Source organism: Pseudomonas sp. Snoq117.2, assembly GCF_900110545.1.
In the GTDB taxonomy this organism is placed as follows: domain Bacteria; phylum Pseudomonadota; class Gammaproteobacteria; order Pseudomonadales; family Pseudomonadaceae; genus Chryseomonas; species Chryseomonas benzopyrenica.
This window is the reverse complement of sequence record NZ_FOED01000009.1, coordinates 113,470-125,663: the sequence shown is the minus strand read 5'-3', so window position 1 is coordinate 125,663 and position 12,194 is coordinate 113,470. Positions and strand designations below refer to the sequence as shown.

General features: G+C 65.0%; 12 protein-coding genes. All 12 read right to left on the bottom strand.

Features of this window, described 5'->3' with window-relative positions:
* Positions 1-394: 394 nt before the first annotated feature.
* Positions 395-1,882, bottom strand: a complete 1,488-nt coding sequence (der, locus tag BMZ43_RS20040; RefSeq protein WP_093256019.1) for a ribosome biogenesis GTPase Der — start codon at positions 1,880-1,882, stop codon at positions 395-397.
* 78 nt (positions 1,883-1,960) lie between these two features.
* Positions 1,961-3,103 carry an outer membrane protein assembly factor BamB gene (gene bamB / locus BMZ43_RS20035; protein ID WP_093256016.1) on the bottom strand — a complete coding sequence of 381 codons (1,143 nt, stop codon included), beginning with the start codon at positions 3,101-3,103 and terminating at the stop codon, positions 1,961-1,963.
* Positions 3,103-3,744 carry a tetratricopeptide repeat protein gene (locus BMZ43_RS20030; protein ID WP_017639744.1) on the bottom strand — a complete coding sequence of 214 codons (642 nt, stop codon included), beginning with the start codon at positions 3,742-3,744 and terminating at the stop codon, positions 3,103-3,105. The genes bamB and BMZ43_RS20030 overlap by 1 nt, the downstream gene beginning before the upstream one ends.
* 11 nt (positions 3,745-3,755) lie before the next feature.
* Positions 3,756-5,063 carry a histidine--tRNA ligase gene (gene hisS, locus BMZ43_RS20025; RefSeq protein WP_017639745.1) on the bottom strand — a complete coding sequence of 436 codons (1,308 nt, stop codon included), beginning with the start codon at positions 5,061-5,063 and terminating at the stop codon, positions 3,756-3,758.
* A gap of 24 nt (positions 5,064-5,087) precedes the next feature.
* Complete coding sequence (ispG, locus tag BMZ43_RS20020; RefSeq protein WP_017639746.1) at positions 5,088-6,200, bottom strand: flavodoxin-dependent (E)-4-hydroxy-3-methylbut-2-enyl-diphosphate synthase; 1,113 nt, start codon at positions 6,198-6,200, stop codon at positions 5,088-5,090.
* Positions 6,201-6,227: 27 nt separating this feature from the next.
* Positions 6,228-7,205, bottom strand: coding sequence for a RodZ domain-containing protein (locus BMZ43_RS20015; protein ID WP_093256013.1), 978 nt, complete (start codon positions 7,203-7,205; stop codon positions 6,228-6,230).
* Entirely contained in the window at positions 7,202-7,972 is a 771-nt protein-coding gene (gene pilW / locus BMZ43_RS20010; RefSeq protein ID WP_017639748.1) for a type IV pilus biogenesis/stability protein PilW, read from the bottom strand. Before pilW ends, BMZ43_RS20015 begins: the two co-directional genes overlap by 4 nt.
* A 10-nt stretch (positions 7,973-7,982) precedes the next feature.
* Entirely contained in the window at positions 7,983-9,122 is a 1,140-nt protein-coding gene (gene rlmN, locus BMZ43_RS20005; RefSeq protein WP_017639749.1) for a dual-specificity RNA methyltransferase RlmN, read from the bottom strand.
* 93 nt (positions 9,123-9,215) lie between these two features.
* Complete coding sequence (gene ndk, locus BMZ43_RS20000; protein WP_007162425.1) at positions 9,216-9,647, bottom strand: nucleoside-diphosphate kinase; 432 nt, start codon at positions 9,645-9,647, stop codon at positions 9,216-9,218.
* Between the two features lie 91 nt (positions 9,648-9,738).
* Positions 9,739-9,939: a Fe-S cluster assembly protein IscX gene (gene iscX / locus BMZ43_RS19995; RefSeq protein WP_017639750.1), complete on the bottom strand. Its 201-nt coding sequence runs from the start codon at positions 9,937-9,939 to the stop codon at positions 9,739-9,741.
* A gap of 11 nt (positions 9,940-9,950) precedes the next feature.
* The gene (fdx, locus tag BMZ43_RS19990; RefSeq protein ID WP_017639751.1) at positions 9,951-10,289 is read right to left on the bottom strand and encodes an ISC system 2Fe-2S type ferredoxin; all 339 of its coding nucleotides are present in this window, start codon (positions 10,287-10,289) and stop codon (positions 9,951-9,953) included.
* Between the two features lie 7 nt (positions 10,290-10,296).
* The gene (hscA, locus tag BMZ43_RS19985) at positions 10,297-12,156 is read right to left on the bottom strand and encodes a Fe-S protein assembly chaperone HscA (RefSeq protein ID WP_064309414.1); all 1,860 of its coding nucleotides are present in this window, start codon (positions 12,154-12,156) and stop codon (positions 10,297-10,299) included.
* Positions 12,157-12,194: the final 38 nt, after the last annotated feature.

Sequence of the window (12,194 nt, the reverse complement as noted above, 5' to 3'; positions counted from 1 at the left end):
ACGTTCGGTAGCACAGTGGCAAACGTGCAGATCTCCCAGGGTAATTCGCGCGACCTTCCTGCTTATGCCTGTCGGATCTACGTCACAGCGTTCCGTGCAAGTATCGGGCTTTGGCGATTTGTGCCACCTCACCCCGCTGTGCCGCCTCTATCCGCTTCCTGTTCGTCAGGCCAGCATTTTGCCTCGGGCTTCCTTCAGATTCGCAGTCACCTGCGACACCCTTGCCTCTGGCTAACACTTCCCCTTGCCGGGTGTGTAGAGGACTTTCACCTCCAAGTCACCCGCCTGGCCACCACAGCCAAGCGGGTTGCGCTTACGCGCAACGCGCCATGCCTGGCGCACACAAAGAAAAAGGGGGCTATTAGCCCCCTTCCCTTCACAACGCCCGACCGGCTTACCGCCGCTTGTCCTTGCGCTTCTTCTCGGCCTTCTTGTGGTGGCTCATCAGCCGGCGCTTCTTGTTGACCTGGCGTTCGGTGAGGGTGTTCTTCTTGCCCTCGAAGGGGTTCTCGCCACCGCGGTATTCGATGCGGATCGGCGTACCCACCAGCTTGAGCACCCGGCGATAGGTCTTTTCCAGGTAGCGGGTATAGGACTTGGGCACCGCTTCCGTCTGGTTGCCGTGGATGACGATCAGCGGCGGGTTGGCGCCACCCAGGTGGGCATAGCGCAGCTTGATGCGCCGGCCGCTGACCATCGGCGGCTGGTGCTCCTGCACCGCATCCTCGAGGATCTGGGTCAGGCGGCTGGTGGGCCAGCGGGTGGTGGCCGAGGCGAAGGACTGCTGCACCGACTTGTACAGGTGACCCACGCCGGTGCCATGTAGCGCCGAGATGAAGTGGATGTCGGCGAAGTCGACGAACAGCAGGCGGCGTTCCAGTTCGGTCTTGACGTAGTCGCGCTCGCCGGACTCCATGCCGTCCCACTTGTTCAGGGCGATCACCAGGGCACGACCGGTCTCCAGCACGAAGCCGAGCAGGTTGAGGTCGTGCTCGACCACGCCTTCGCGGGCGTCCATGACGAAGATCACCACGTTGGCGTCCTGGATCGCCTGCAGCGTCTTGACCACCGAGAACTTCTCGACCGCCTCGAAGACCTTGCCGCGACGGCGCACGCCGGCGGTGTCGATCAGGGTGTAGCGTTCTTCGTTGCGCTCGAAGGGGATGTAGATGCTGTCGCGGGTGGTGCCGGCCTGGTCATAGACGATCACCCGCTCTTCGCCGAGCATGCGGTTGACCAGGGTCGACTTGCCCACATTGGGCCGACCGATCACGGCGATCTTGATGCCGGTGGTCTCGTCGATGCCCTGGACGCGACGGAAGACGTCGCCACCCTCCTCCGCGGCAGCGCGCACCTGCTCCTCGGTGAGCTCCTCGACCTCGACCTCATCCTTGGGAAAGACGCCCAGGGCGTCTTCCAGCAGGTTGTTCACGCCGCGCCCGTGGGCTGCCGCGATGGGATAGGCGTCGCCGATGGCCAGCGGGCTGAATTCCGCCCGGGCGATATCCGGGTCGACGGTATCGACTTTGTTGGCCACCAGGAAGGTGCGCTTGTTTCGCTTGCGCAGGTGCTCGGCGATCATCTGATCGGCGACGGTCATGCCGTCGCGGGAGTCCACCAGGAACAGCACCGCATCGGATTCTTCGATGGCCTGCAGCGACTGCTCGGCCATCTTCAGGTCGATGCCTTCCTCGTCACCGGAGATGCCGCCGGTGTCGACCACGATGTAGGTGCGTCCCTGCCACTTGGCTTCGCCGTACTTGCGATCGCGGGTCAGGCCGGCGAAGTCGGCGACGATGGCGTCCCGAGTCTTGGTCAGGCGGTTGAAAAGCGTGGATTTGCCGACGTTCGGCCGCCCCACCAGGGCAATTACGGGAACCATGCGGCTCTCCCAGAGCAGAAAACACGATGGCCGCTACCGAACTTCACGGTAGCGGCCATCGGTTGAGGATAATAGTTTCTAGCGCAGACGATAGGCGACGAGTTTACCGCCATTGCCGTAAACGTAGAGCATGTCGCCGACGACCAGTGGCCGTACCCGGACGCCGTCACCGTCGACCTTGGTCCGACCGACGAAACGACCGTCGACCTGGCTCAGCAGATGGATGTAGCCGGCGTAGTCACCCACCACCACGTTGCTCGACCAGACCACCGGACCGGTGAGCTGGCGACGGGCCAGATCGGCATTGGTCCAGAGGGCGGAGGTGGAGGATTCCTCGACCGCTTCCACGGTGCCGTTGTCCAGGCTCAGGTAGACGTTGCCGAAACCTTCGGCCACGCCGTCGTAGCTGGAGGCGTCACGCTGCCAGAGGATCTGGCCGTTGGCCGGATTGAGCGCGACCACGCGGCCGTTGTAGCTGACCACATAGAGGGTGTCGCCCGACAGCGACAGGCCGCCGTCCACGTCGACGATCCGCTCCAGTTCGGAACGGCCCTTGGGCACGGCGATCTGCTGTTCCCACAGCGGCAGGCCGCGCTGCACGTCCAGAGCGACCACCTTGCCGCTGGCGAAACCGGCCATGACCACCTGGTTGGTGACCAGGGGCGCACCAGTGCCTCTCAGACTCAGCACCGGCTGGGTGTCTTCGTAGATCCAGCGACGGGTGCCGCTGCCCAGCTCGAAGGCCTGCAGCTTGTCGTCCTGGGACTGCACCACCACCACGTCGTTGTTGACCACCGGGGCGGACAGCACTTCGCTGGACGCCTGGGCGCGCCACTTCTCGTCGCCACTGGCACTGTCGAGGGCGATCACCTGGCCACGCAGGGTGCCGACCAGCACCAGGCCGGAGCCCACGCCGACGCCGCCGGACACCGGCAGGTCCAGGTCCTTCTTCCACAGCACCTGGCCGGTCTCGCGATTCATCGCCATGACCCGGCCGTCGGCATCAGCGGCAAAGATCGTCTGGCCGTCGACGGCCGGTACCAGGCGGTTGTATTCCTTGCCCTGGCCGTCGCCCACCGAGCGACTCCAGACTTCATCCAGGCGAACTTCAGCCTTGATGTCCTTCAGCTCGGCCGGCGGCAATTCCTTCTTGCCGGTGCTGCTGCACCCGACGACCGCAAGGGCGAGACCCAGTACCGCGATAGGCTTCCAGCGCAACATCAGGCGTCTCCTTTGGCGAGATCATCGAGTTTCATCTGCAGCACGCCTTCGGCTGCGTCGTTGGGCAGCGCGGCGCGGGCTTTTTCATAGGCGGCGCGGGCCTCGGCCGGCTTCTTCAGCGCCACCAGCAGGTCGCCACGCAATTCTTCGCGATTGGCGACATAGGCCTTGGGCGCCTCGCCATCCAGCAGCTTGAGGCCCTCTTCGGCCTTGCCCTGGGCCGCCAGCACCCGGGCCAGTCGCTGACGCGCCAGCTCGCCGAGTTCGGCGTCATGGGGCTTGTCCACTACGGCCTTGAGTTCGGCGGCGGCGTCGTCCAGGCGATTGTTCTCTACCGCCACCTTGGCGACGAAGAGGCTCCCGTACTGGGCGTAGGCGGTACCGGAATAATCCTGCTTGAGCTTGCCGTAGGTGTCCGTCACCCGGGCGGTGTCGACCTTGCCACCGGGAGCCAGCGTGGCTTCCACCAGTTGCTGATAGAGCACCGAAGCGCCTTGCGCCTGGCTGTTCTGGTAACGCTGCCAGCCCTGCCAGCCGAGCACCGCCACCAGGGCGATGACACCACCCGCCACCAGCGGCTTGCCGTTACGCTGCCACCAGGCCTTGGCGACCACCAGATTGTCGTCGTCGATGGAACTCAAATCCGTTCTCCTCAATTCCCGCGACCGGAACCGGCCAGGGGCAAAATCTCGTCCAGACGGGCGGCCAGGGCCGCGAAATCGACCTTTTCCTGGGGCGCATCGCCACGCAGCGGCTTGAGTGCCACCTGTTGCGCGGCCAGTTCGTCTTCACCCAGGATCATGGCCCAGAGCGCGCCGCTCTTGTCGGCCTTCTTGAACTGGCTCTTGAAGCTGCCGGCACCGGCATTGACCAGCAGACGCAGGTCCGGACGGGCATCGCGCAACTGTTCTGCCAACTTCAGGCCGGCCAGCTCGGCCGCCTCGCCAAAGGCGCACAGATAGAGATCGGCGGGTCGCTGCAGATCGCCAGGCAGGCATTCCAGGGTTTCCAGCAGCAGCACCAGGCGCTCGACCCCCATGGCGAAGCCGACACCCGGGGTGGGCTTGCCGCCGAACTGGGTGATCAGGCCGTCGTAGCGGCCACCGGCACAGACGGTGCCCTGGGCGCCCAGCTTGTCGGTGACCCACTCGAAGACCGTACGGCCGTAGTAGTCCAGGCCACGCACCAGCTTGGGGTTGATCTGGTAGCGAATGCCGGCGGCGTCCAGACGGGCCTTGAGGCCGTCGAAGTGCGCGCGGGACTCGTCGTCCAGGTAGTCGGCCAGGGTCGGGGCGTCCTGCAGCAGCGCCTGGGTCTGGGCGTTCTTGCTGTCGAGGATGCGCAGCGGATTGGTGGTCAGGCGGCGCTGGCTGTCTTCGTCGAGCTGCTCGAAGCGTTCCTGCAGATAGGCCACCAGGGCTTCGCGATAGCGGGCGCGATCGGCGCTGGAACCCAGGCTGTTGAGCTGCAGGGTCACGGCGTCGGTCAGGCCCAGGCGTTGCCAGAGGCGCGCGGTGAGCACGATCAGTTCGGCATCGATGTCCGGACCGGGCAGGTTGAACACCTCCACGCCGATCTGGTGGAACTGGCGATAGCGACCCTTTTGCGGCTTCTCATAACGGAACATGGGCCCGGCGTACCAGAGCTTCTGCACCTGGCCACCACCGGTCATGCCGTGTTCGAGCACGGCCCGCACGCAACCCGCGGTGCCTTCCGGACGCAGGGTCAGGGACTCCTCGTTGCGGTCGAGGAAGGTGTACATCTCCTTGTCCACCACGTCGGTGCCCTCGCCAATGCCACGGGCGAAGAGTTCGGTGAACTCCATGATGGGCAGACGGATCTCGTGGTAGCCATAGCCGTCGAGCAGCGTCGCGAAGGTACGTTCCAGGTAACGCCAGGCCGGAGTCTGCTCCGGCAGGATATCGTTCATGCCACGGATGGCTTGCAGGGACTTGCTCACGAAAGGGCCTTATTCCTTGATCTTTCAGCTGCGCGCGATGAGCGCGGCATCCGCTTCGGCCTTTTCGGCCGCCTTGCGGCGGATGAGCCCTTCCAGCTCGTCCACCAGATTGTCGTTGTTCAGCTTGGAGGCCGGCTTGCCATCGATGTACACCAGATTGTTGGGCGTACCTCCGGTCAGGCCGACATGGGCTTCCTTGGCTTCGCCGGGACCGTTGACCACGCAACCGATCACCGCGACGTCCAGGGGCACCAGCAGGTCCTCCAGGCGCCCTTCCAGTTCGTTCATGGTCTTGACCACATCGAAGTTCTGCCGCGAGCAACTCGGGCAGGCGATGAAGTTGATGCCACGCGAACGCAGGCGCAGGGACTTGAGGATGTCGAAACCGACCTTGATCTCCTCGACCGGATCGGCCGCGAGCGAGATGCGGATGGTGTCGCCGATGCCTTCGGCCAGCAGCATGCCCAGGCCCACGGCGGACTTCACCGTGCCCGAGCGCAGGCCGCCGGCTTCGGTGATGCCCAGGTGCAGCGGCTGCTCGATGCGGGTGGCCAGCTGACGGTAGGCCGCCACGGCCATGAAGACGTCACTGGCCTTCACGCTGACCTTGAAGTCCGGGTAGTCCAGCTTCTCCAGATGGTCGACATGGCGCATGGCCGACTCCACCAGGGCCTCCGGGGTGGGCTCGCCATACTTCTTCTGCAGGTCCTTTTCCAGCGAACCGGCGTTGACGCCGATGCGGATCGGGATGCCGCGCTCGCGGGCCGCGTCGACCACCGCCTTGACCCGGTCTTCGCGACCGATGTTGCCAGGGTTGATGCGCAGGCAGTCCACGCCCAGCTCGGCCACGCGCAGGGCGATCTTGTAATCGAAGTGAATGTCGGCCACCAGCGGCAGGCTGACCCGCTGCTTGATGCGGCCGAAGGCTTCGGCGGCGTCCATGTCGGGCACGGAGATGCGCACGATGTCGGCACCGGCGTCCTGCAGGCGCTGAACCTGGGCCACGGTGGCGTCGACGTCGCAGGTTTCGGTGTTGGTCATGCTCTGCACGGCGATGGGAGCATCGCCGCCGACCGGCACCGAGCCGACCCAGATCTTGCGGGACAACCGACGTTTGATGGGCGATTCGCTATGCATGCTGGTTTCCCATGGGGTCGCCGGACGTCATTGTCCGGCCTGACCGAGTTTGATGCGGGCGGTCTCGCCCTTGGTGTAAGGCGCGAAGTCGACGACCTGGCCGTTGTAGGTGATCTGGGCACCGCGAGCGAAGCCGAGACGGATGTTGACCGGCGCCTTGATCGAGGCGTAGTCGAGGCTCTCGCCGCCCTTTTTCACGCCGCTGAAAAGGATCTTGCCGGTACCGTCGCTGACCTGCGTCCAGCAGTTGGCGGTGAAGCGGATGTTGAGGCTGTCGCTGCCGGCGACGGGCGCTGCGGCAGGCGCGGTGGCCGAGGCGGCAGGCGCCGTTGCAGCCGGCGCCGGAGGGGTGGACGTGCTCGAACCGCTGGCCGGGGCCGGAGTCGGCGCGGCGGTCGGGGTGGTCATGGCGGCCACGGCATTGGCATCCGGCGTCGGCGTGCCTACCGGAGACGGCAGGGTGACGGCGGGCTGCTGAGCAGTGACCGGGGGCTGTTCTTCCGGCTCGTCGATGGGATGGATCTCGGTCTTGCCGTCGGCACCCTCGACCTCGACATGCTCCATGCTCACGGCGCTGCTGCTGGAAGTCTGACGACTGCGCTCCTGCCACCAGAACAGACCCATGGCGATGATCAGCACCACCAGGACGAAACTGACGAATCTGAGGACATTGCGCGACAACCGCACCGGCTCGTCGAGGCGGCCCAGGCTGTGCACGGTGCTGCCCTTGGCATCGGTGCCGGTGTAGCTGTCGAAGGTACGCACCAGTTCGACCTGGTCCAGGCCCAGCAGCTTGCCATAGGCCTTGGTGTAGCCACGGGCGAAGGTGTGCCCCGGCATCTGCTGATAGTTGCCGGACTCGAGCTGCTCGATGATGCGCTCGCTGAGATTGAGATTCTGGGCGACCTGGGCCTGGCTCCAGCCAAGCGCCAGTCGCTTCTGACGCAAGATCTCACCGGGATTGCCCCGTCCGGCGTGTACCGCTTCGGATTGCACTGCGGTCATTTCTGCTCCGACTGAAGTTGACGATATTCAGGTGAGTTCGGGTAGAGGCGCTTCAGCTGCAGGGCATAGCTCGCGGCGGTGTTGCGATCGTTGAACACCTCGGCGAGGCGGATCCCGAGCAACAGGCTGCGGGCATCCTGGGGGCTGAGCTGGCTGAAGGCCTGGTAATAGCTGCGAGACGGCACGTAGTCGCGCGTCTGATAGGCCAATTGAGCCAATTCGAACAGGGCCCTGGGCTGATTGCGATCCAGCCGCAGGGATTTTTCCAGATTTTCCTTGCCCAAGTCGACCTGATTGAGTCGCAAGGCCGTCAGGCCGAGATTCTCGAACACCCGCGCGCGCTCGGGGTAGAGGCTGTCTTCGGCGGCCTGGGTGAAGCGTTCGTAGGCATCCTTGTAGCGCCCCTGCTCATAGAGGAAGCTGCCATAGTTGTTGAGGATGCGGGCATCGCGGGGCCGCTCGCGCAGGGCCAGGCGATACTCCTGATCGGCCAGTTCGGTCTCGCCCTGGGCCTGGAACACCAGCCCGAGGGCGGCATGGGCGTCGGCGCTGGAGGAATCCAGTTCCAAGGCCTTCTTCAACGGCACCTTGGCTTGTTCGGTGTTGCCCTGCTGGACATAGCCGAGGCCAAGCTGGATGTAGGCATCACGGGCCTGCATCCGTCCCTGGCGGGTATCCATGGGGTTGCGGTCACCCTCGGTCACGCAGCCGGCCAGGCTACCGACCACCAGGGCGAGCGCGACAGCCGCAAAGCGCGTGATCGCCATGATCGCGCCCTCAGCCCTGGAGCGGCGTCACGGTTTCGGCACCGTCGAGCTGGCGAACGGCGATGTAACGCTGGCTGCGACGGGTACGGTCCATGACCTGCCCCACCAGCTGGCCGCAGGCGGCATCGATGTCGTCACCGCGGGTGGTCCGCACCGTGACATTGAAACCGGCCTGCACCAGCAGCTCCTGGAACCGGCGGGTGGCGTTCTTGCTCGGCCGCTCGTAGCCGGAGTGCGGGAAGGGATTGAAAGGGATCAGGTTGATCTTGCAGGGCACGTTGCGCAGCAGCTCGATCAGCTGCAGGGCGTGCTCGGGCAGGTCGTTGACGTCCTTGAGCAGGGTGTACTCGATGGTCAGGACGCGCTTCTCGCCCAGTTGCCGGATGTATCTCTGGCAGGCATCGAGCAGCATGGCCAAGGGATACTTGCGGTTGATCGGGACCAGCTCGTTGCGCAACTCGTCGTTGGGTGCATGCAGCGACAACGCCAGGGAGACGTCGATGTGCTTGGCCAGCTCTTCGATCATCGGCACCACGCCCGAGGTGGACAGAGTGACCTTGCGCTTGGAGATGCCGTAGCCCAGGTCGTCCATCATGATGCGCATGGCGGCGACGACGTTGTCGAAGTTCAGCAGCGGTTCGCCCATGCCCATCATCACCACGTTGGTGATGGCGCGGTCGATCTTGGCCGGTACGCTGCCAAAGGACTTGTTGGCGATCCACACCTGACCGATCACTTCGGCGGCGGTGAGGTTGCTGTTGAAGCCCTGCTTGCCGGTGGAGCAGAAGCTGCAGTCCAGGGCGCAACCGGCCTGGGACGACACGCACAGGGTGCCACGGCCGTTCTGCGGAATGTAGACGGTCTCGACGCAGCTGCCGGAGGCGACGCGGATCACCCACTTGCGGGTGCCGTCGCGGGAGATGTCCTCGCTGACGATCTCGGGGCCACGGATCTCCGCGGCGGCCTTGAGCTTTTCCTTGAGCGCCTTGCCCAGGTTGCTCATGGCGTCGAAATCATCGATGCCGAAGTGATGGATCCACTTCATGACCTGGCCGGCGCGAAAGCGCTTCTCCCCGATGGACTCGAAGAACGACTCGAGTTGCGGCTGGGTCAGGCCCAGCAGATTGACCTTATCGGTGGCTGTGGTCATGGGATCACCTCGACGAAATCTGTTTGAAGCCCGCGCAGGACGCGGGCGATGCCAGGAAGGCGGGCTGGCCGCTTCCCTGGCCGGCGCTCATCCTTAGCGGATGCGCTCGCAGACTTCGGTGGCTGCGAAGAAGTAGGAGATCTCGCGCGCGGCGGACGCTTCGGAATCCGAACCATGGACGGCGTTTTCGTCGATGGAGACAGCGAAGTCGGCACGGATGGTACCGGCGTCGGCTTTCTTGGGATCGGTGGCGCCCATCAGCTCACGGTTCTTGGCGATGGCGTTGTCGCCTTCCAGCACCTGGACCACGACCGGACCGGAGGTCATGAAGGAGACCAGATCCTTGAAGAAGGGACGCTCTTTGTGTTCGGCGTAGAAGCCACCGGCTTCGCGCTCGGACAGCTGGACCATCTTGGCAGCGACGACGCGCAGGCCAGCCTTCTCGAAGCGGGTGACGATCTCACCGACGACATTCTTGGATACGGCATCGGGCTTGATGATCGACAGGGTACGTTGAACAGACATGTGAACTCCGAATGTGAGAATAGAGCAAAAACGAAACCCGCGGATTATACGCGGGTCCCGGTGAAAAGCGTAGCGCGGTACGGGCGATGCGTCAGGCGGACTCGTCGATCCAGGCGGCTTGGATGGCCTCCAGTACCTTCTCGCCACCGCGCTGCGGATCGTCGTCGAACTCCGGCAGGTCCACGACCCAGTTACGCAGCTTGACGAAGTTCACGTAGCGCGGATCCACGTCGGGATGGGCGTCGTTGAGTTCGATGGCGATATCCAGCACATCGGTCCATTTCAGTGCCATGACAGCTGTCCTCAGTGACCTTCGGAAACCTGGTTGATGGTGTAGCGCGGAATCTCCACCACCAGGTCTTCGCTGCCAACTACCGCCTGGCAGGACAGGCGCGAACGCATTTCCAGGCCCCAGGCCTTGTCCAGCATGTCGTCTTCGAGCTCATCGGAAGGCTCGAGGGAATCGAAGCCTTCCTGGACGACTACGTGACAGGTGGTGCAGGCACAGGACATCTCGCAGGCGTGCTCGATGTCGATGCCGTTGCGCATGGCCGCGGCGATGATGGTTTCGCCTTCGCTGGCTTCGAAGACTGCGCCCTCGGGGCAGTGCTCGGCGTGGGGCAGCAGGGTGATCTGCGGCATGATGGAACTACTCCTCGATATCGTTGAGACGACGACCCGCCAGGGCCGCCTTGACCGAGGCGTTCATCCGCCGGGCGGCGAAGGCATCGGTTACGTGAGAAAGACGCTTGGTCTGGTCTTCGAGCGCCTGGAGGTCGGTGGCGTCCAGCAGCTCGGCCAACTGGCCGATTTCCAGCTCGATCACCTGACGCTCCTCGGCGTCCAGCAGGCGCTCGCCGTCGGCGGCCAGCGCGGCGGTGACCGCCTCAATCAGCCGCCGCGCTTCGACCTGCTGCTCGCGCAGCGCGCGGGCCTGCATGTCGTCACCGGCATGACGGAAGGAGTCCTGCAGCATGTTGGCGATCTCGCCGTCGGTCAGACCGTAGGACGGCTTGACCTGGACGCTGGCTTCCACGCCGCTGGACAGCTCGCGGGCGCTGACGCCGAGCAGGCCGTCGGCATCGACCTGGAAGGTGACGCGGATCTTGGCGGCACCGGCGACCATGGGCGGGAAGCCGCGCAATTCGAAACGGGCCAGGGAGCGGGCGTCCTTGACCAGTTCGCGCTCGCCTTGTAGCACATGCACCAGCATGGCGGTCTGGCCGTCGCGATAGGTGGTGAAGTCCTGCCCCCGCGCCACCGGAATGGTGGTGTTGCGCGGAATGATCTTCTCCATCAGGCCGCCCATGGTCTCGAGTCCCAGGGACAGCGGGATGACGTCCAGCAGCAGCAGTTCTTCGCCGGCACGATTGCCGGCCAGGGAATCGGCCTGCAGGGCCGCGCCGATGGCGACCACGCGATCCGGATCGATGTCGGTGAGCGGGGTGCACTCGAACAGTTCGCCCACGGCTTCGCGCACATAGGGCACGCGGGTGGAGCCACCGACCATGACCACGGCAGCGATTTCTGCCGGCTCCACTTCCGCATCACGCAGGGCGCGGCGGCAGGCCTTGAGGCTGCGCGCCACCAGCGGGGCGATGAGCTCTTGGAAGGTGCTGCGCTCCAGCACGCCCGACCAGTCGCCATGGCTGACCTCTACGCGCTCGGCAGCCGACAGGGCTTCCTTGGCCGCGCAGGCGCTCTGCAGCAGGCGCCGCTGAGTGCCCGGATCCAGATCGCTGGACAACCCGGCCTGCTGGACGATCCAGCCGGCGATGGCATGATCGAAGTCATCACCACCCAGGGCGCTGTCGCCACCGGTGGCCATGACTTCGAAGACGCCGCGGGTCAGGCGCAGGATGGAGATGTCGAAGGTGCCGCCCCCCAGGTCGTAGATGGCGACCACACCCTCCTCGCCCCGGTCCAGGCCATAGGCCACGGCGGCCGCGGTAGGCTCGTTGAGCAGGCGCAGGACGTTCAGTCCGGCGAAGCGGGCAGCGTCCTTGGTGGCCTGGCGCTGGGCATCGTCGAAGTAGGCCGGCACGGTGATGACCGCGCCGACCAGTTCGCCACCCAGGGTGGCTTCGGCCCGCTCGCGCAGCACCCGCAGGATGTCGGCGGAGACCTCCACCGGACTCTTGCGCCCGGCAGCGGTATCGATGAAGGGCATTTCCGATTCACCGGCGACGAAGCGATAGGGCAACTGCTCGCCCAGCTGCTTGACGTCGGCAATGCCACGCCCCATGAGGCGCTTGACGGAGAGAATGGTATTGAAGGGATCCTGGGCGGCAGCGGCCTTGGCGCCTGCCCCCACGTCCACCCCATCGGCGGCATAGCGCACGGCGGAGGGCAGGATCACCTCGCCCTGCAGATCGGGCAGGGTCTCGGCCACGCCACTGCGGACGGCAGCCACGAGGGAATTGGTGGTGCCCAGATCGATGCCCACCGCCAGCTTGCGCTGGTGCGGCTTGGGCGCCATTCCGGGTTCGGCTATCTGCAATAGAGCCATTGGCTAGTCGGCTTATGGTTGTCGGTGCCTGAGCGACA